Source organism: Lysinibacillus sp. YS11 (genome assembly GCF_002896375.1).
GTDB lineage: Bacteria > Bacillota > Bacilli > Bacillales_A > Planococcaceae > Lysinibacillus > Lysinibacillus capsici.
Genome location: NZ_CP026007.1, coordinates 868,923 through 890,216, shown reverse-complemented (window position 1 = coordinate 890,216; position 21,294 = coordinate 868,923). Strand labels below are relative to the sequence as shown.

Here is a 21,294-nt window from a genome sequence, read left to right as displayed (position 1 = left end):
TGCTTATTTGTGTAAATGTTGAGTAAATTCTGACCAATTGTTGACAAAGTTATGGTTATTTTGAGTAAATATCTAGTAGAGGTGATGAAATGTATATGATAGAAAGGCAACACCAAATTTTGCAGTTTATACGTCAACATAAGGTAGTAAAATTAGTAACACTTACAAAAGAGTTTAACGTTTCAATGGAAACGATCCGTCGTGATGTCCAACAGTTGATGCAAGACAAAAAAATTGAAAAATTTTATGGGGGCGTTAAATATATTGAGCCAGTAGAAGGACTAATTGATCACCGACTTCACGAACAGTTAACAGAGAAAATCGCCATTGCCAAAGCATGTGCTTCGCTCGTTCAAGATGGGGAATGTATTTTCATTGATAGCGGAACAACTACCTATCAAATGACACCATTTTTATTGGACAAGGAAAAACTAACAGTGGTGACAAATTCACTACCTGTAGCATTTGATCTAATCGGCTCTAACATTGAGGTTATACTGCTTGGGGGTAAAGTACGCCATTCTGAAAAATCAGTGACATCAAATGAATTTTTATTTCGCTTCGAGCATCTTAATATCAATAAAGCTTTTATTTGCGCTAGTGGCGTTTCAATTGAAAAAGGCATATCTGATTTTAGCTTGGATGAAGCGATTACTAGAAAGCAAATTATTTCCATCTCTCAAAAAGTCTACGTAGCTACAGATTCCTCAAAATTTAATAAAGATGTAGCGATTCAAGTTTGTCCAGTGGATGACGTAGATGTCATTATCACAGATGACGCACTATCCAAAAAGACGATTCAACATTTTTCGGAAAAAGGTGTTCAAATAAAAACCGTCAATATGGCATAGACCATTAATCAATAAAAACAACTAGTTGTAAATTTCACAACTAGTTGTTTTTCATTTTTATATAATGGAGAGCTTACGCATTATTTTTGAGAGACCATCCTCGTCTACATGGTCTGCAATATGATGAGCGACTGCCTTCACTCGCTCATGGCCATTTCCCATAGCAACACTTGTCCCAACTGCCTGTAGCATCTCAATATCATTTATGCCATCGCCAAAAGCAAAGGCATCTTGTAAAGTGATGCCCATTTTTTCAAGCACCTTTTCAATACCAGCAGCCTTCGAACCTCCCTTTGGCAAAATATCACAAGAATAACGATGCCAACGTACAAATTGAACATTTGGGAATGTTTCATTATATAAAGGTTCATCTTTTTCTTCCATAAAAATAAGTGTTTGATATACATTGTTCTGCATATAATAAGATGAGTCTAATTCTGGATACGGATATTTAAGAGTATCTAAGCTTTCAGCTACCATACGATGATCGCCAACTGAGGCAATCATCCGTTTATCATCTAAAAACACTACCGGTTCGTTACGCGCCTCACCAAAGGCAATAATTTTAGCTAGTTCATCTTTCGCAATCCCATTTGTATAGACAACCTCACCTTTATAGACAACATATTGACCATTGAAGGTAACATACGTATCGATCTCTAATTCTTCTAGCAATGACTCAATCATAAATGGTGCTCGACCAGTAGCAATCGCCAATTCATAACCATTACGTCGTGCTGTCAAAAGTGCCTCTTTTGCAGATGAAGGTAACTTTTTTTCACTGTTATAGAGAGTACCATCGACATCAAAAAATAAAATTTTGTTCATTCTATTAACCCTTTCCATAAATATTATCCTTTCAAGCTAAATGACTTTACATAGACAATAATTTTAATTATAATGATCCTAAGGAGTGATGTGCCATGCTGAAGAAACTCAAACGAAAATTATTGAAGCAACTTCGCGGCGTACTCGGAAAAAAATCAATTGCCTAACATTTGCCCTTCATTATTTGAAGGGCTTTTCTTTATTTTAGAGGAAGTGCGTGATAATATAAAGGAAATGCATTTATTTGGCTATACGCAACCACTGTCTCACTACTTCCTATACAATTTTATAACATAGTGCACATCTGAAGCATTGAGATACAAGTATTACAAACGTACATTTCTTCAATAAAAGAAATTCGTTGTTTTCTTGTAGCACGTGTGTGGTAGTAGTCAAAGGTGCAAGAAAATTGTACGCAATTAAAGGAGAGCAAACTATGATTTACAAAGTTTATTATCAAGAAAATGCAAATGAGATTCCAGTTCGCGAAAATACTAAAAGTCTATACCTAGAAGCTACTTCAGAACGTGAAGTACGTGAAAAGCTAAAAGACCGAAACTATAACATCGAGTTCATTCAACTGCTTGAGGGTAACTACTTAGAGTACGAACAAGCAAGCCCGAACTTCGTCTTGGAGGAAATTTAACAAACATGAAGTTTGTTAAAAATGACCAAGCAGCTGTTTTCGCGCTCGGCGGACTGGGCGAAATCGGCAAAAACACTTATGGCGTTCAATTTCAAGATGAAATTATCTTAATTGACGCCGGTATAAAATTTCCAGAAGACGACTTACTCGGCATTGACTATGTTATTCCTGATTACACGTACTTAGTACGTAATGTCGATAAAATCAAAGGACTGTTTATTACCCATGGGCATGAGGATCATATTGGGGGTATTCCATACCTTTTACGTCAAGTAAATATCCCTGTCTATGGCGGTAAGCTTGCACTTGGCTTATTACGTAATAAATTAGAAGAACATGGCTTGCTACGTACAACAAAACTCATTGAAATTAAAGAAGAGGATGTTATTAAATTCAGAAAAACATCTGTTAGCTTCTTTAGAACAACACATAGTATTCCTGATGCTTATGGAATTGTTGTTAAAACACCACCTGGTAATATCGTTCACACAGGTGACTTTAAATTTGACTTTACACCAGTGGGTGAACCAGCCAACCTAACAAAGATGGCTGAAATTGGACGTGATGGCGTGCTTTGCTTACTATCTGATAGTACTAACGCTGAAAAGCCTAATTTCACAATGTCAGAGCGCACAGTTGGAAAAAGTATCGACGAGATTTTCCGTAAGGTGGATAGCCGTATTATTTTTGCTACCTTTGCATCAAATATTCACCGTTTACAGCAAGCCACAGACGCAGCCGTAAAATACGGAAGAAAGATTGCTGTCTTTGGTCGCTCAATGGACAATGCTATTACGATTGGTCGTGAGCTAGGTTACATTACTGCTCCAAAGGATACATTTATTGATGCTCAAAGCATCAATCGACTTCCTGCAAACGAAGTGATGATTTTATGTACAGGCTCTCAAGGTGAACCAATGGCTGCCTTGTCACGTATTGCCAACGGGACACATCGTCAGATTCAAATACAGCCTGGCGATACAGTTATCTTTTCTTCTTCACCAGTACCAGGTAATACCGTGAGTGTTAATAAAATCATTAATTTATTGTTCCGTGCAGGTGCAGAAGTCATTCATGGTGCATTAAACAATATTCATACATCTGGTCACGGATCTCAAGAAGAACAAAAACTGATGCTTCGTTTAATGAAGCCTAAGTTCTTTATGCCTATCCATGGTGAATTCCGTATGTTAAAAATGCATACACACCTAGCTGAAGATTGCGATGTTCCACTAGACAATACATTTGTTATGGAAAATGGTGATGTTCTAGCACTAAGTGCCAATGAAGCACATGTAGCTGGCCGTATTCCTTCAGGAGATGTTTACATTGATGGCAATGGCATTGGCGATATCGGTAATATCGTGTTACGTGATCGCCGTATTCTTTCTGAAGAAGGTTTAGTGATTGTAGTTGTAAGTGTTGATATGGAAAACCAAAAAATTGTTTCTGGCCCTGACATCATCTCACGTGGATTTGTCTATATGCGTGAATCAGGTACGATGATCAATGAGGCACAAAAAATGCTAAACCGTCATCTGAATGAAACAATTCAAAGCAAGACTCCTCAATGGACAGAATTGAAAAATGAAATTACAGACGTATTGGGACCTTATCTATTCGAAAAAACAAAACGTCGTCCAATGATCTTACCGATTATTATGGAGGTTTAACCTCGTAAAGAAACTATGTAAATTTTACATAGTTTCTTTTTTATTTTTGAAACCTCCTTTTTATTTTTGCGTATATAGTAATAACAACATCAAAAAGGAGCGTTTTTATGCTAGATAAAATTCTTCATTCCTTACTTAATAGTAAATCCAAACGCCATCATTCTTCATCAAGTAGTCGTAGCAGATATTCAAAGCGACATAATTATTATGGTCACAAGCATTATAAGCGTAGCTCTCGTAAAAGCTCACGCAGTTTTTTCAGCTCTATGAGTTTCTTTAGTAGCTAATGTGGTGGAAACGAATTTCCGAAAAAAGTTTTGACCAGGCTGTAGAACTTTACATAGCCGAACATCCCGATTTTTCTTTTAAAAAATTCCTTGGCTATGGCTCATATGGTCGTACGTATTTAATTGAAGATTGCTCGTCAGCAAGTCTATTTGTTTTAAAATGCTTGCGACCCAAACATCGTCACCACCAGAAAACCATTCATAAATTTCAACAAGAAATTCACATACTCCAGCAACTTTCACTACCCTATGTTCCTACCATCCATTCAGCAGGAACAATTTCGGACAGCCCATTTTTTATCATGGACTATGTCAATGGGCAAACTTTTGAGGAGCTTATTTTTCAGAATGGTGCCAAATTTACAATTGCTCAATCCCTTGCTATTACAAAGCAATTATTAGAGCAAATTGTACAGTTACACAATTATGGTATTGTACATCGCGATTTACGGATTCCGAATATATTGTTAGTGGGTCAGCAATTGCATATTATTGACTTTGGTCTAGCTACCACTTATCAAAAGCTAATCGATATCTCTACGATTGAAAATCCAAAACGTGCCGAAAATCATATTAGTGATCTTTATTTTGTCGGCCATTTTTTATTATTTTTACTATACTCAGACTACAAGCCAAGCAAGAAAAAAGAGAAAGCTTGGCAGCAGGAATTAAAATTACCAATCGAAGTCCAAGATTTTCTTGAGCGCCTATTATGGATTAAAGAACCCTTTGCAAGTGCGTTAGAGGCCTTGCAATCTATGCCCCCATCCATAGATAAAAACCATTAAAAATAGAATTGTTCACCGTTAAACGTGAACAATTCTATCCTAGAGTTCAAATATTAAAGTATTTTGCAGTTACATATGCAATCCAATGATACGCTGGGTCTAAACGTAGATTTTCAATTAGCCCCTTAATGATTGCTTTACCATAAGTAGGATTTTCTATTTCTTGCTTTAACAACTCAATGGATTCTTTTTCTATAGAATCCTCAGTATGATTTATATTTTGCTCCAATAATTGTAGTAAAGCATCTTTTGACACGTCTTCCTCACACGGCTTTGCAATAAACGGCACAAGATCTGCTGTAATAAATGGAATGGTTGTATGATGGGCAATAATATCTGTCTTTTCTGCTAAAGATTTAGCTAATTGCTCTAAATCAAGTGGCATATCTGAAAAAATAAAAAGCTCAGCATAGCTCTTCATAAATCCTTTTATGCAGTACATTACATCATATTTCATTTCTTTTAATTGATCCTGATAAAGCTGCTCAAGCATATAGAGAATTGATTTCGACATTTCTGCTTCATACGCTGTTATTTTATGAAATAGCTCTTTTTTTGTTAAAAAGACCTTTTCATTAAAGAATACACGTGCAGATGCAGAATGGTCTTTGAATGCTTGAAAAATACTTTTATAAAATTCAACCAAAACAGTTTCTTTGTTATACGTTCCTCTGACTACTTGGTCAACATCTGTAATAAACTGCTGTAAATAGTAATCAACCATAGATATAACAAGCTCATCTTTGGTTTTGAAGGATAAATAAAATGCACCTTTAGAAATCCCGCAGCGTTCTGTAATTTGTTGTACTGACGTAGCTTCAAAACCCTGTTCAGAAAACAGTTCTAACGCTTTCTCCATAATTAATTGCTTTTTTAACATATTTTTAACTCTCTCCTAATGCATTTCGTTGACAAATGACCGATTAGTCATTAGTATAAATAATTGAATTTAGATAGTCAATAAAGGGTAGGTGTGAAGGTGAAAGGTTTAGTTAATTTCGTATTAAAGAACAAATTGGCAGTGTGGTTATTAACAATTATCATCACTGTCTCTGGTATTTATTCGGGTACTAGGATGAAAATGGAATCGATACCCGATATTTCGATCCCGTATTTAATTGTCATGGGCGTATATCCTGGCGCAACGCCTGAACAAGTCATGAATGAACTTTCCATTCCGTTCGAAAAATCCATAGAAAGTTTAGAAGATGTGAAGGCTGTTTACTCAACTTCCTCTTCCAACGTAGCACAAGTTCAAGTGGAATACGACTATGGAATTGATATGGATGAGAAAAAACGTCAATTAGAAGCAGCTTTAGATAATCTTAAACTACCTGAAGGTGCTCAAGAGCCTACTATTATGGCAATCAGCATGAACATGATGCCCGTAGTCGCTTTATCTGTAAGTAGCTCTAAGGAAGATATTGTTGATTTAACTTCAACAGTAGAAGAAGTTTTACTGCCTAAAATCGAAAAGATTGATGGTGTTGCATCTGCTACCATCACAGGTCAGCATATTGAACAAGTATCGTTTAAATACGATGAAGAAAAAATGGCAGCACTTGGTTTAACAGAGGAAACTGTTAAACAAATGATTCAGGCAAGTGATATGTCACTGTCACTTGGTTTATATCAATTTACTGTCGGGGAACAAGCCGTTTCAGTAGATGGTAAGGTAAAATCAGTGGATGAACTGAAAGACTTATTAATTCCAGTTACACCTTCTGCTACAAATCCTTCACCTTTCGTTCGTCTAGGTGATATTGCAAAAATTGAAGTAGAAGGTAAAGTGCAATCTGTTTCACGTACAAATGGTCAAGATGCCATTGCTATTCAAATCGTAAAAGGCCAAGATGCGAATACGGTAACAGTTGTTAATGCAGTAAAAGACCTTATGAAGGATGAGGAAAAACGATTAGACGGCTTAAACGTAGAGATCTCTCTTGACCAAGGTGCCCCAATTGAAGATTCTGTATTTACAATGATCGAAAAAGCAGTCTTTGGCGGCGCAATTGCCGTATTAATCATTTTACTATTCTTACGTGATTTCAAATCAACGATTATTTCAATTATTTCTATCCCAGTTTCTATCTTCATGGCATTACTCCTATTAAACTGGATGGATATTACTTTAAACATCATGACCCTCGGCGCGATTACCGTCGCAATTGGTCGTGTTATCGATGACTCAATCGTAGTTGTAGAAAATATTTACCGACGAATTCACTTAAAACAAGAAAAACTTACAGGTCGTGCCCTAATTCGCGAAGCAACAATTGAAATGTTCAAACCAATTCTTTCTTCAACATTGGTAACGGTCGCTGTATTCGCTCCTCTTATTTTCGTAGGTGGTATGGTAGGCGAATTATTCATGCCATTTGCCCTTACAATGACATTTGCATTAGGTGCATCGTTATTAGTTGCGATCACAATCGTACCTGCTTTATCTCACTTTTTATTCCGTAAAAAGTTATACGGTGAGAAGACTGAAAGCCAACATAAAGAAGTTGGTAAACTTGCTACCTGGTACAAAGGTGTCTTAGAAAAAGTATTAAATCACAAAATTATTACATCTGTCCTTGCGATTCTTTTACTTGTTGGTTCTCTTGCATTAACACCACTTATTGGTTTTAGTTTTATGGGCTCACAAGAAGAAAAAGTTATGTACTTAACGTATACGCCTGCAACGGGAGAGCTGGCTGACGAAACGGCAGCAAATGTTGAAAAAGTAGAAAAAGAATTAATGAAACGTAAAGATGTTGATATTTTACAAGTTTCCATTACAGATGCGAAGAATGTCGATCCATCAGCAATGATGATGGGTGGAGGTGCTGGCGGTGCCTTAATGTACCTTATCTTTGATCCGGATATGGAAGACTTCCCTAAAGCTCGTGATGAGGTTGAAGACTATGTATTTAACATCGGGCAATCAGGAGAATGGAAGTCTCAAAACTTCACTTCTATGTCGATGTCATCAAACGAAGTCAGCTATACACTGTATAGTGATGATTTAGATAAACTTCGAGATGCTGTGAAACAAGTAGAGGGTGCTCTAAAAGAAGTGGATGGCTTAGAAGATATTAAATCTGATAATGAAGATCCATACGTAGAGCATGTGCTAAAAGTTGAACAAAAAAATGTCCTTCAATACGGGTTAACGACAGCTCAAATCGTGATGGCATTAAATTCAAATACATCGCAAGAAGTATTAACTACCGTGAAAAACGATGGTAAAGATATCGATGTCATCGTTCAACGCGATGCTAAAGCAGCTGCGACTTCACTTGATGATGTCTTAGCCACTGAAATTAAAACAGCATTAGGTACAACAATGACTATCGGAGAATTAGTAGATGTTGAGGAAGGTACAACACTTAACTCATTATCTCGTTCAAAAGGTGAATATTTCGCAACAGTATCTGGTACGATTATCGGTGACGATATTTCAAAAGCCACTACTGCTGCTGATAAAAAAATTGATAAATTAGATTTACAAAAAGGTGTAACACTTGGTGTTGCTGGTGTTGCTGCAGATATGCAAGAAACATTCACTAAGCTTGGTATTGCGATGTTAGCAGCCATTGCCATTGTTTACTTCATTCTAGTGGTAACATTCGGAGAAGGTTTAGCTCCATTCGCTATTCTTTTCTCACTACCATTCGCAGTAATTGGTGCATTTATTGGTTTATTCGTTACAGGGCAGACTATTTCTGTATCTGTCATGATGGGTCTATTGATGTTGATTGGTATCGTCGTAACAAATGCCATCGTATTAGTTGACCGTATCATTCATATGGAACATGATGGTCTTGCCATGCGTGAAGCGATCCTTGAAGCAGGAGCAACACGTTTACGTCCTATCCTGATGACAGCCATCGCTACAATTGGTGCTATGATTCCAATGGCACTTGGTACTGGCGGTAGTGGGTTAATTTCCAAAGACTTAGCTATTACTGTAATTGGCGGTTTATTATCTTCTACCCTATTAACACTCGTTGTTGTACCAATTGTTTATGAAATGCTATCTAAAATGTTAAAGAAAAACCGTAAAGATATTGAAGAAAATTAATAAAAAAATAACCACTCATGCAATCTTTGCGTGAGTGGTTATTTTTATCCTAAGCTTTTTATTGATTTTCTATTACTACAAAAACTTCCTTGCTTTCCACACCTGTATTTGATACAGCCTTAATGCCGTATGTATAGCTATGCTTAGCAAGAGCTGACTTGTCCACAAATTTAGTGAATCCATCCATATTATAAACAACATCCACTATATTTCGAGGGTCATCATAAGAGCCTTCTTTGTTTCCTGTAAAACGATAAATGACATACTTGCGTGGTTGTGTTTCATTTTCGTCTATAATCTCTATCTTACGACCTGCCGCTTCCTTTGTCACTTGCACAAAAGTCGGCACGTTCGGCACTGTGTCATCATCCCAAGTTGTTTCTGGTGTCAGTGCTGTGTAATTATATAATTGTTGACTAACAATCGTTGCATAGCCTAGTTTATTGTTTTGAAAGCTTCTTAAGGAGAAATGCATTTGCCCCTCAGCCGCTACCTTTTCCGAACGATTCGCTAGTATTTGACTAGGTAGCTCCATTTTATTTTTCCATGCTGCATCACTATCATTGCCAACTTTGTAATCAGCAAGCCCAATGTATAGATGCACAGGGTGTGTTGTTGCGTAGGTTTGCACTTCATGGCTCCACCAATCTAACAGCGTTCCATATTTCGCAACAGATAATGTTCTTGACCAATAAATTTGTGGTGTAATGTAATCAATTGTGCCATTTTGAATCCATGTTCTGACGTCTGCATATAAATCATCGTAATTATTAACACCAGCCCTTGTATCGCTTCCTGTTTTATCTAGCGATTTATTGCGCCATACACCAAATGGTGAAATACCAAATTGGACATATGGCTTTGTGTCTTTAATGGCCGTGTAAAGATTTTCTACAAGACGGTTGACATTATCTCGTCGCCAATCCTCCACCTTTTTAAAGGAAGCACCATAGTTTTTAAAAGCTGCTTGATCTGGAAAAACTTCATTAGCAACTTTATATGGATAAAAATAATCATCCATATGCACTGCGTCAATATCATAATTAGCTACTAGCTCTCTTACTACTTCAACTAAATAGTCTTGTACTTCTGGTAAACCAGGATTTAAATAATATTGCTTACCGTATTTGATAACCCAATTTGGATGTGTTCTAGCCACATTATCAGCAGCAAGGTCTGTTAGTTTTTGTCCAGACATTGTTACACGATAAGGATTCATCCATGCATGCAGCTCCATACCCCGTTTATGACTTTCCTCTATCATGATCGCAAGAGGATCGTAGCCTGGATTCGTGCCTTGCTTTTTGCCTGTTATGTAAGATGACCATGGCGCTAGATCAGAGGCATACATTGCATCATTTGTTGGTCTTACTTGATAAATAACAGTATTAAATTTATTGGCTTTTAGTTGATCCAAAGTTTGGCGTGTCCAAGCCGTGTACTGCTCCTTCGTCATACCTGCTTTCATATCAAGATTAAGAACGGTTGAAATCCAGACAGCCCTCATCTCCCTTTTTGGCTGTGTCGTGCTTGCCATGGCAGTCTTTGTAGGGATTGTCGATAGGCATAACACAAAAATCATCGCGACTAAAGTTAAGATCTTCCATTTACTATTTTTCTTTCTCATATTTCCTCCATTTGCTATTTTTCTATTTTAGTATATGACAAGTACTCGCTATATGCACGTCTCCGAAGCAACTTTATTGGAATCAATGATAAGTTTCATCTCTAACAAACGTTCCCGATAGTTTCAAAATATGTATAAAAAAACTACTGAAAAGACAATGAATAGTACTTTTCCTTTAAAGAAATCGATAAATATAGATGCATGGCGTTTCATTTTATGAGATTCATTTCACAATTTCCAAATTTTTAAATTCAACCTAGTTTTTGCTTAATTCATTCTTTACGCATCGATGAACTTTATGCTACAATCAACACAACTTATATAGAACGGAGGGTATTCCAAATGACAGCTTCAATTAGACTACGATTTCACCTTATTAATTAAATATGTGTACACTTTGCCTGCTGTGCAAGGGAAATGGAATTAGGTCTAGTCTGTTTTAGGAATACTGGAAAAGAGGGGACTTCTACTCCCCTCTTTTTTGTGTTGTCTTTTACTTTCCACACAGGCACTACTGTTAGAAAGGGATGACGAAATTGGAACATTGGAAACGTAACACAATACTTTTTTTAAGTAGTCAAACGATTTCACTTTTTGGCTCTGCTCTTGTGCAATATGCCATTACATGGTATATCACACTTACAACACAATCAGGCAGCATGATGACCATCGCGATCATTTGTGGCTTTTTACCAACCTTCTTCTTAGCACCTATTGCTGGTGTCTGGGCAGATCGCTATAACCGTAAATGGCTTATTATTTTAGCAGATGGAATGATTGCCTTATCTACGCTAATTCTAGCTATTTTATTTTTAATCGGCTATGATGAGCTCTGGCTACTATTTGTTATATCAGCCGTACGCGCAGTTGGTGCAGGTATTCAAACACCAGCAGTGGGCGCAATTTTGCCACAATTTGTGCCTGAAGAGCATTTAATGAAGGTCAATGGTGCAAATAGTAGTATTCAAGCCTTCATCATGATTCTTGCACCTATGGCAAGTGGTGCATTATTAACGATGGCTTCTATTGAATCCATTTTCTTTATTGATGTGACAACAGCAGCTATTGCCATCGCTATCTTCTTATTATTTCTGCATATCCCTGCACATGCAAAAGCTAATCAGCCACAAACAACAGGCTATTTTAGTGATATGAAACAAGGCTTCATCTATATTAAAGAGCATGCTTTCTTGAAACAATTATTCTTGTTCTTTGCCTTTTTCATGCTGCTTGCTGCACCTGCTGCCTTTTTAACCCCTTTACAAGTTACACGAACTTTTGGCAATGATGTATGGCGTTTGACTGCCATCGAAATGGCCTTTGCCATTGGGATGTTAATCGGTGGTATCGCAATCGCAACATGGGGTGGCTTTAAAAATAAAGTGCATACAATGACATTATCTGCTTTGTTATTTGGTCTTTGTACAATGGCTCTCGGCGTCATTCCTATTTTTTGGTTGTACCTCGGAATCATGGCCATTACTGGCATAGCCATGCCAATCTTTAATACACCTGCAACGGTGTTATTACAAGAAAAAGTGGAAAGTGACTATATGGGAAGAGTATTTGGCATTCTTAGTATGATATCTACCTCTATGATGCCTTTAGGAATGCTAATTTTCGGGCCAATAGCTGATATTATTGCTATTGAGTGGCTACTCATCGGTACAGGATTATTACTCTTCATCCAAGGATTTTTCCTTCTGGGCAGTAAAGTCTTATTAAAAGCTGGTAAACCTACTGCTGAGCATGTTGACTCGCTAGAAAAAAAGTGAAGATTTTATTTCAAGAAAATTGTTAATAAAAAAAATAACATTTAAATTTAGCCTCTACACAATCTCAAACAACGTTGACGCTAAAAAAGCCTTGCTTTATGCAGGGCTTTTTTCGTCTTTATTTATGTCTTGGGAATTTTTTGTGCTTTAGCATCTTGCTTCCCACAATATCTGAATTATAATTATTTAAAATTTAAATGGTCATGAAGATCTCTTCCAATACGCAACAACTTTGGTATCCAAAAAATTTAGATGTTGTCCTTAAAGGAATTTAAAGATATGTATTAGGAAATAGGACGCTTAGAATTTATCTGTACATTTTTCACCATAACTTATTAAAATACGGACTTTAATCTAATTGTACTAAAATAAATCTATTATCATTAAATATAATAACGATGAATAGGACGTCCTACGTTTCCATATTGTATATCTACTTTTAATAGTTTCTGCTTTTCTAAAAAGTCTAGATAGCGTCTAGCTGTAACACGTGCTGTACCTATATAAGCTGATACCTCCTCAGCTGATACTGCCTCGCCACTTTTTTTTATATATGCAAGTACCTTATCTAAGGTAGCTCGATTAAACCCTTTTGGGAGTTCTTCTATAAGAATGGCATCCATTCCTGTTGTTTCTACTACAATTTGTTCAGGAAGACGCTGTTGCATTAAATGATCGACATCATGCTGAGTTAAATCTTGCATACCGCTTATTTTCCTTCTATAGCTTTGATAATTTTTTAAAGTCTGCTCAATCCGCTCAAACGTAAAGGGCTTCATAATATAATCATAGACACCTAAGTGTAATATTCGCTGCACAGTGGGCATATCATTCGCAGCCGTTACAGCAATAACATCAACATGAAGATGCTCTTCTCGTATTTTCCCTAACGTAATAATGCCATCCTGCTCTGGCATAAAAATGTCCATAAAGACAAGCTCTGGGGTTAATTGTTTAATTTTTTGAATTCCCTCAATTCCATTGCTAGCATAGCCAACTAATGAAAAACCTTTGATTTGTTCAATAAATTGTCTGTTCACTTCTCGTACCATTGGATCATCTTCAATCAATAAGACATTTATTACATCCATCTATACTTCTCCTAACTCAAATAAAATTAAGAAACTTGTTCCTTTCATAAATTCACTTGTTACTTCAATATCTCCATTGCCTTTTCTTACAATTTCATAGACTAAATGCAAGCCAATGCCTCGATTTTCACTAGCCTTTGACGAAAATCCATTTTCAAACATACGCTCCTGCACCTCTTTGGTCATGCCAATACCGTTATCGGTAACTGCAATCGCTAAGACGCCATCATGCACGTCTACAGAGATGGCTACATATTTATCTTCCTTAGAAAGTACATTTAATGCCTCAAAAGCATTTTCAATTAAATTGCCAAACAACACAACAAAATCATGATGATCTAATAGAGGTGGAAAGCGTTTAAAATGACTTTTCCGATCAATTTCAACCTCGATACCCAGTTCTTTTCCATAACTTACTTTACTTAATAACAAACCTGAAATATTTTCATTATGAAAGCGTTCATTTAAAAACTTCGTTAATGAGGCTTCATTTTCAGTAGTAACAGTAACATATTCAAGTGCTTGCTTTGTATGTCCCAATTGCAGTAGTCCCGCAATCGTATGAATCTTATTTTTATGCTCATGGGTTTGTACACGTAATGCTTGAACAAAGGCCTTTACACCTGTTACTTCCTCCGCAAGCTTTTTCACAGCTGTTAAATCTTTAAACATAGCAACTGCACCAACTAGCTCTCCATTCACAATAATAGGTACACGATTACTTAAGATACTATGATGATTAATGTAAAGCTCTTGATCATAAACAGGTGTTGCTGTTTCAACAATTTCAGGCAGACGGGTATCAGGCAAAACGTCATAAATCTTTTGTCCAATACAGTCCTCTATTTTCCTAGTAACACCTAAAATATCGGCCGCTTTTCATTAAAAATAGTGATATTCATTTCCTTATCTACCGCTATTATTCCCTCATGCATGGCATTAAAGGTTTCTGTTCTTTCCACATACATTTTTGCAATTTCATGAGGTTCAAGCCCAAACATTTGTTTTTTTATATGTCGTCCTAGTGTATAGGCACCGAAAATACTGAAAATCAGTGATATAACAATAGTTATCATAATTTCTCGCTCATAACTTTGTAACATTTCCAGAAAATCTGGTAATGAATAGCCAACGACTACAATGCCCACTTGTTCCCTTTTATCATTAATAATTGGCACGAAAGCCCGTATCATAACACCCGATTCTCCACGTGCCTTTGATACATAATAATGTTCACTAAATGCGGCGTTTAAATCCTGCGACTCACTGCGTTTTCCTATTTCCTTACTTACTGGGTGTGATAGTTTAATACGCTCCATATTCATTACAACAATATACTCGGCCTTATGAATCACTCTAATGCCATCTACAATTTTATTAATATTTTTTGCAGATTCTTTTATATTGGCATTTTCCAGATGTACACTAAGCTCTGGTACATTTGATACAGTTCTTGCCACAAGCATTGCCCGCTGTCCAAAATCTTTTTCCTGTTCAGATAATAGGTTACCGAGTAAAAAAATACCACCTAGTAAAAAGGAGAGTGCAATGATTAAAAATGTCACTAACAGTATTTTGCCGTTCACAGGCATTTTCATCATTAAAAAATTCCTTCCTTTCAAATTTGCATTCTCATAATCAGTGGCACACATATTTAGTTTTAAGATTATCTGCAAAAAAATCTTTTGACAACATATTTAATCTATATAAGTAGCAGAAAATATTGAATTTAATGAACAATATTATAAACTGATAATTTTAAAAAAACTTAATTATCACTCTATGTTTTTGTATTATAACAATAATTAATTAACTATAGCGTACCATAACAGAGATAGTTATTGATATTACTATATTTATATGTAAATGTAAGTAAATGTACTTAATGAACGATATGTTTCTTATTTTCTAAATCTCTTTTTTAAAGAAATATTCGCTATGATACTTTTAGTGAAAGCGATATCAAAGAGAAAATTTAGAAAAGAGGTAGCAAAAAATGAAGTTACTGAAAAATTTGACTGTTCAGGTTATAGTGGCTATCATACTTGGGATTATTGTCGGAGCCATTTTCCCCGAGTTCGGTGCCAGCTTGAAAATCTTAGCAGACCTATTCATCAAATTAATTAAAATGTTAATTGCTCCTATTATTTTCCTAACAGTTGTTATTGGAATCGGCAGTATGGGAGATATGAAAAAGGTCGGGAAAATCGGAGGTAAGGCATTGCTTTACTTCGAAATAGTTTCCACAATTGCATTAGCAATCGGAATTGCTGTTGCTTTAATCGTAAGTCCTGGTACGGGCTTGGATACATCAGGTGCATCTGATGCTGATATTTCAAAATATACAACTGCTGCAGCTGAATCTGAGCAAGGCTTGGGTGCCTTCATTTCTAGTATTATTCCAGAAAATGTAGTTGGTGCATTGGCAACTGGTCAATTATTACCAGTCCTATTCTCTGCTGTTTTATTTGGCTTAGCAGCTGCCTCAATCGGTGCACCCGCAAAACCAGTCATCACATTCTTTGAGCAAGTAGCAGAGATATTCTTCAAGATTGTAAGTATGGTTATGAAAATATCACCAATCGGAGCTTTTGGTGCAATGGCCTATACAATTGGAAATTTTGGTTTAAAATCTTTAGGTAATCTAGGTTTATTAATGGCTGCCGTATATATAACAATGTTTTTATTTGTTGTCTTTATTTTAGGTGCCATTGCAAAGTTCTTTGGATTCAACATCTTTAAATTTATCGCTTATATCAAAGATGAGATTTTCTTAGTAATTGGGACTTCCTCTTCTGAATCAGCTCTGCCATCTATGATGCGGAAGCTTGAGAACTATGGTTGCTCGAAGCAGGTTGTAGGTTTAGTCGTTCCTACCGGGTACTCCTTCAATCTAGATGGGACTTCCATCTACCTGTCCATGGCTGCATTGTTTATCGCACAAGCATATGGAATGGAACTAACTTGGATTCAAATCATTACACTGCTCGGAATTTTAATGATTACTTCTAAAGGTGCAGCAGGTGTAACAGGCTCAGGATTTATTACATTAGCAGCAACTTTGGCTGCCTTCCCAATGATACCAGTGGAAGGAATAGCGCTGTTAATCGGTGTAGATCGCTTTATGTCTGAGGCTCGAGCTGTTACAAATTTAATTGGTAATGGCGTAGCTTGTGTTGTCGTGTCAAAATCTGAAAAAGAGTTTGACACAGCTATGGAAGAACGTGCACTTCAGGGAAAGACCACTATATCTTCCTAACAAAAATGGTAGAAATGATAGCCATCTCTTTTTCACTATACTCATTATCATTCGAGTAAAAGCTATGTCCTTATGGATTGACGCTGACAACAAACAATTAGCTTACACTATCACCCAAAATAAAATGTTTACACTCTAGTAAAAAAGTGAAAGTTAATAGTAAGAGGTGATAGTGAATGAATGATAAAAAACAGGCAAAAACACGTAATACGAATAACCCTGATGTATTGGATACAGATAAAGAAAGCATTTTTGATAAACACGAGGACATGAAAACAGTAGATCCAATACCTGTCGAAGAATTGAATGAAAAAGTGAAAGATGAACAACATAAAACCAAAACTAAGGATTCCTCTGCAACAGATAAGCGCTATCCTTAATGTGATCGCTGCAAAAATGAATAAATATAAAAAGTCGACCTAATTCATAATTATGGGTCGACTTTTTTATATACTATTTGTTAAAGGGGGTAAATCATGAGTAAAATACCAATTATGAAAACGGAAAGGTTACTATTAAGACCAATTACACATGGGGATTTAGAAGCAATGTATGACTACTCTTCCAGTGAAAATGTGGCGCGTTATGTGACATGGCAAGCACACACGAGCTTAGAGGATACAAAGGCTTTTATGGCATTAATTTTTAATGGCTATCAGCAAGGCAATTTGATGTTATGGGGTATTGAATATGCAGGCACAATTATTGGAACGATTGATTTTGTGACGATTAATGACACCCATAAATACGCGGAAATTGGCTATGTGCTTTCTGAGGATTTTTGGAATAAGGGGTACACAACAGAAGCAACAAAAAAACTCATTGACTTCGGTTTTAATGAATTAGATTTAGTACGTATCCAAGCACGATGCTTTGAAGAAAACATTGGCTCACAAAAGGTTATGGAGAAGTCAGGTATGCAATTTGAAGGGTTATTACGGAAAAGTATGCTTGTTAAGGGACAATACCAAAATGTAAAAATGTACGCTATCACTGATGATGATTATAGGAACCTCTAAAAAATAAAGCCTTGCTACGATTTGCAAGGCTTTATCATTACAACCATCTTTCCAAACAGTATATCTTCTTAGCTGTGGCATCTATCCTTACTCGTTTGCCTATCGCAATTGGATGCATAGGATGTGTATGACAAATATCCACCTCTGCTAATAAAGGAATCTTTATTCCATCCAACTGTTCAAGTAGAATATGATATGGCTGTCGACCCGTTCCTAAATCATCGTAGCATTCATGTTTCCCCAAAATAATCCCACTAACTTTGTTAAAGACACCATGCAATTTTAGCATTGCAAAATTCTTTTCAACTACAGCAGCATTTTTTAAGCAGTCCTCCACTAATAAAATATCACCTTCCACAATTTTAGGGAAATACGGCGTACCAATAAATCCATACATGGCATTGGCATTCCCGCCAATTAACCTTCCTTCAACAACCCCACCCTGAATCGCTAACCATTCATTCTTCTTGAGTTTTTTATCCACTGTCTTCTCTAGCCAATTAACAGGTTCATCCGACCAATAAGAAGGCATTGGAATTTCGTATGGTAATGCTTGAGGCTTAAAGAAATAATGCTCAAAAAATTTGAAGGTATCATTTACCAATGGTTCAAACTCGCCAAAGGAAGGTACGAGGGCTGGACCATAAAAAGTTGAGATTCCCGTCTTTGCATAAAGTGCCAGTAGAACGGCCGTTGCATCTGAATAACCTACGACCAATTTGGGATGTTGACGAAAAGCCTCATAATCAATATAAGGTAGCATACTATTGGCATTGGTGCCCCCTATCGTAGACATAATCATATCCACATTTGGATTACGTAATAACTCATTCAATTCTTCTGCTCTTTCTTTTGGCGAACCTGAACGATAATAATCAGTTTTACCAGTTAGAGAACCTGTCACGATTTGAAAATTTTTATTCTCGAGAAATGCTTTAGCACGTTCATATCGTTCCAAAGCCGTCACCGTTGCTGGGGAGGACGGGGAATAAATGCCGATGTTTATTTTTGAAGTCATAAGGTAGTTCCTTTCCCAATCAATAGTTTTGACATGTAGTATTCATTAATATATTGTCCATCTACATACAGCGAAGCCCGCTTCGTTCCTTCGATATCAAAGCCCATTTTCTTATACAAAGCAACACCAGCCTCATTATTTTCCATGACGGTTAATTCTAGACGATGTACACCATTCACTATTGCCCAATTTTCTACGTGTTGAAATAAAGCTGTTCCAATTTTTCTTCCTCTATAGTCACTATGTATGCCTATGACAAGATAAGCACGGTGAGCAATTCTTGACGGCTCATTGCCTTGTACAATTAAGTACGCCACAACCTGCTCATCCATTTCAGCAATGAACAAAGCTGAGTGGTGACTATGATATAGCTTATCTATATACTCCCCAAATGGCTTAGGTGCTAAATTGCGCTCACCTGGTCCAAATAACATAAAATTTGATGCCTCTGCATTTGCCATAACAGCTATAATTCGTTCACTGTCATGTCGGGTTGCTTCTCGTATGATCATGTTAAACACGCTCTCCTTCTAAAATATAGTCACCTGAATCCTCAATTCTTTTGTATTTATATGGACCTTGCCACCAAAGTATCATCACCCAGTGTTAGTTTTGCTGGAATTCTCATACTTTTCTTCGTCCCTTCTAGTAGGTTTGAATTTTAGCTACTAGCTTTTCATCCCTAAAATGGAGTGTCTCAGTATCTATGAGTGTGTATTCTTGTAATGTGGGATGATTTTCTATCCAGCGATCAAATGCCCTCCTTCTCTCTTGATCATTATAATGGGGACAATAGGTACCTGATAATAGTCCTAAGCCATTCCATTCCTCAAAATCATCATATGTATTTTCACTATAGCATTTTTCAAACCAACACATTGCCCCAGCACTGATGCCAGCTAATATAATCCCTTTTTGATAAGCTTCCTTTAACAATTTATCAAAACCATATTCTCGCCACTTTTCAAGAAGATAACCTGTATTCCCTCCACCCACATAGATAATATGCTGCGCTAGTACTTTTTCTCGAATGCTTCTATCATGCATATCTTTTTGCAAGATATGGGTTGCATCACAATGATGGAATGCTGCATAAAACTTCTCGATATACCCTTGTGCATCATTACTTGCTGTGGGAATAAAACAAATTTTAACTCGTTCATTTTTCTGAGTTTGTCGTAAAATGTACTCATCGATAAATGAAGGGTTCTGCTGAGAAAACCCACCACCTGATAGGGCGATGATTTGTCTTATCGGTTCAATATTTTTACTTAATTCATAGACAGCTTGTTCCTGCCCAAATCTTTCTAAAATCTGTACATTCTTCATTCCTAATTTTTCGAGCAAGCGACATGATGCCTTGTTCGCTGTTTGTGTTTCTGCCACAATAGATTCTATATTCAGATAATTCAAACCATCCTGAATTACCTGCGTTAGCACTTCAAAAGCTAACCCCTTCCCCCAAAACTGAGGTAAAAATTGATAGGAAAGCTCATATAACTCCTGATCATGGTATTCATCGATCGAGACAAGACCTATAAATTCACCTGTCTCCTTTAAAGTAATATATAAATATGTATTAGGGAATGGCGCTTCTAGCATGCCTTTAAAAGATGCTTCTATATAGCTGTTTGATGGAACACCACCGAGATAAGTTCGAACTTGTTTATTAGAGTAGAGTTTTTGTATATCTGTAAAATGCTCTGGTTGTAATTGTTCGATTACACAATTAGTTGACATGATTTTCATTACATCTAGCCCCCTTCTTTATGTCAAAGTTTAATCTAACTCTCTCGATGAAATCAAATATTTTTTCCAATTTTTTCTTAAAAATAGAATAAAAAAGTAGTGACCAGCATGAATTGCTGTATCACTACCTGCATTATTGCCCGTATTGTTCAAGTAATCGTTGCGTGTTGGTCGATTGTTCGAGTACCTTTTTCTCTTTTGCCCAATAAACCAAATATTGTGCATCATCCACACGAAAAACCATTTGCTGTAACTCTTCATCAAGTTCAGAACTAATAGCCACTTTTAATATTTCTACCTCATAAAGAGGCTTATCCTTCATTTTATAAACGATATGATATACAGGCTTTTCTTCAAAAATAGTTCTTTCCTTTTTGGAAAGCTTCCTTACATGACTTAAAGGATATTTCTCAATAAAGTCTTGTGCTTCATCGCCTGTAGCATGAAATAGCGATTGATCTCCTTGGAATAATTCAATGTCGTCAATTTCTGTGGCATGATCTAGAACAAGAGAAATAGCTTCATCTTCACTTTTTTCTCTGTTTTGCATAATAAAAGCACCGACTAATAAAATACCAGCGAATATAACAAGTCTCCATCTGCGTTTCGTCATT

General features: G+C 36.4%; 17 protein-coding genes and 1 pseudogene. 9 read left to right on the top strand and 9 right to left on the bottom strand.

The features are described 5' to 3' along the window. Positions 1-95 precede the first annotated feature (95 nt). On the top strand, positions 96-851 hold the full coding sequence (locus LBYS11_RS04065) for a DeoR/GlpR family DNA-binding transcription regulator (protein WP_053075690.1): 756 nt from the start codon (positions 96-98) through the stop codon (positions 849-851). Between the two features lie 57 nt (positions 852-908). On the opposite strand, the gene LBYS11_RS04060 is transcribed toward LBYS11_RS04065, so the two are convergent. After that, entirely contained in the window at positions 909-1,679 is a 771-nt protein-coding gene (locus LBYS11_RS04060; protein ID WP_054549831.1) for a Cof-type HAD-IIB family hydrolase, read from the bottom strand. Between the two features lie 436 nt (positions 1,680-2,115). Here LBYS11_RS04060 and LBYS11_RS04055 point away from each other — a divergent pair, with 436 nt between their 5' ends. The 3 genes from LBYS11_RS04055 (at position 2,116) to LBYS11_RS04040 (ending at position 5,073) form a co-directional block, all read left to right on the top strand. Beyond that, positions 2,116-2,325: a DNA-dependent RNA polymerase subunit epsilon gene (locus tag LBYS11_RS04055; protein WP_004224712.1), complete on the top strand. Its 210-nt coding sequence runs from the start codon at positions 2,116-2,118 to the stop codon at positions 2,323-2,325. Positions 2,326-2,330: 5 nt separating this feature from the next. Further along, on the top strand, positions 2,331-3,998 hold the full coding sequence (gene rnjA, locus LBYS11_RS04050; RefSeq protein WP_004224711.1) for a ribonuclease J1: 1,668 nt from the start codon (positions 2,331-2,333) through the stop codon (positions 3,996-3,998). Between the two features lie 286 nt (positions 3,999-4,284). Next, entirely contained in the window at positions 4,285-5,073 is a 789-nt protein-coding gene (locus LBYS11_RS04040; RefSeq protein ID WP_103117527.1) for a protein kinase domain-containing protein, read from the top strand. Between the two features lie 46 nt (positions 5,074-5,119). Here the strand turns inward: LBYS11_RS04040 and LBYS11_RS04035 are convergent, their stop codons facing one another. Continuing rightward, positions 5,120-5,953, bottom strand: a complete 834-nt coding sequence (locus tag LBYS11_RS04035; RefSeq protein WP_004224709.1) for a TetR/AcrR family transcriptional regulator — start codon at positions 5,951-5,953, stop codon at positions 5,120-5,122. A 99-nt stretch (positions 5,954-6,052) separates the two neighbouring features. Here LBYS11_RS04035 and LBYS11_RS04030 point away from each other — a divergent pair, with 99 nt between their 5' ends. Continuing rightward, complete coding sequence (locus LBYS11_RS04030) at positions 6,053-9,142, top strand: efflux RND transporter permease subunit (RefSeq protein ID WP_103117526.1); 3,090 nt, start codon at positions 6,053-6,055, stop codon at positions 9,140-9,142. 58 nt (positions 9,143-9,200) lie between these two features. On the opposite strand, the gene LBYS11_RS04025 is transcribed toward LBYS11_RS04030, so the two are convergent. Further along, a complete protein-coding gene (locus LBYS11_RS04025) occupies positions 9,201-10,769 on the bottom strand; it encodes a glycoside hydrolase family 10-like protein (protein ID WP_054549828.1) in 1,569 nt (522 codons plus the stop codon). A 527-nt stretch (positions 10,770-11,296) separates the two neighbouring features. On the opposite strand from LBYS11_RS04025, the gene LBYS11_RS04020 reads away from it, so the two are divergent. Continuing rightward, positions 11,297-12,544 (top strand): MFS transporter, encoded by a 1,248-nt coding sequence (locus tag LBYS11_RS04020; RefSeq protein WP_048391958.1) that lies wholly within the window; start codon positions 11,297-11,299, stop codon positions 12,542-12,544. Between the two features lie 383 nt (positions 12,545-12,927). Here the strand turns inward: LBYS11_RS04020 and LBYS11_RS04015 are convergent, their stop codons facing one another. Continuing rightward, complete coding sequence (locus LBYS11_RS04015; protein ID WP_048391959.1) at positions 12,928-13,635, bottom strand: response regulator; 708 nt, start codon at positions 13,633-13,635, stop codon at positions 12,928-12,930. Then, positions 13,636-15,236 (bottom strand): annotated as a pseudogene (locus tag LBYS11_RS04010) (ATP-binding protein). Positions 15,237-15,631: 395 nt separating this feature from the next. Here LBYS11_RS04010 and LBYS11_RS04005 point away from each other — a divergent pair. The 3 genes from LBYS11_RS04005 (at position 15,632) to LBYS11_RS03995 (ending at position 17,913) form a co-directional block, all read left to right on the top strand. Next, entirely contained in the window at positions 15,632-16,894 is a 1,263-nt protein-coding gene (locus LBYS11_RS04005; protein WP_048391960.1) for a dicarboxylate/amino acid:cation symporter, read from the top strand. A gap of 176 nt (positions 16,895-17,070) precedes the next feature. Next, the gene (locus LBYS11_RS04000) at positions 17,071-17,274 is read left to right on the top strand and encodes a hypothetical protein (protein ID WP_004224696.1); all 204 of its coding nucleotides are present in this window, start codon (positions 17,071-17,073) and stop codon (positions 17,272-17,274) included. Positions 17,275-17,370: 96 nt separating this feature from the next. Continuing rightward, positions 17,371-17,913 (top strand): GNAT family N-acetyltransferase, encoded by a 543-nt coding sequence (locus tag LBYS11_RS03995; protein ID WP_103117524.1) that lies wholly within the window; start codon positions 17,371-17,373, stop codon positions 17,911-17,913. 37 nt (positions 17,914-17,950) lie between these two features. Here the strand turns inward: LBYS11_RS03995 and LBYS11_RS03990 are convergent, their stop codons facing one another. From LBYS11_RS03990 to LBYS11_RS03975, 4 genes are all read right to left on the bottom strand, one after another. Further along, on the bottom strand, positions 17,951-18,931 hold the full coding sequence (locus tag LBYS11_RS03990; protein WP_048391961.1) for a S66 family peptidase: 981 nt from the start codon (positions 18,929-18,931) through the stop codon (positions 17,951-17,953). Continuing rightward, on the bottom strand, positions 18,928-19,443 hold the full coding sequence (locus tag LBYS11_RS03985) for a GNAT family N-acetyltransferase (RefSeq protein ID WP_103117523.1): 516 nt from the start codon (positions 19,441-19,443) through the stop codon (positions 18,928-18,930). The genes LBYS11_RS03990 and LBYS11_RS03985 overlap by 4 nt, the downstream gene beginning before the upstream one ends. A 133-nt stretch (positions 19,444-19,576) precedes the next feature. Next, positions 19,577-20,680 (bottom strand): GNAT family N-acetyltransferase, encoded by a 1,104-nt coding sequence (locus LBYS11_RS03980; protein WP_048391962.1) that lies wholly within the window; start codon positions 20,678-20,680, stop codon positions 19,577-19,579. 133 nt (positions 20,681-20,813) lie between these two features. Further along, the gene (locus LBYS11_RS03975) at positions 20,814-21,293 is read right to left on the bottom strand and encodes a hypothetical protein (RefSeq protein WP_048391963.1); all 480 of its coding nucleotides are present in this window, start codon (positions 21,291-21,293) and stop codon (positions 20,814-20,816) included. Position 21,294: the final 1 nt, after the last annotated feature.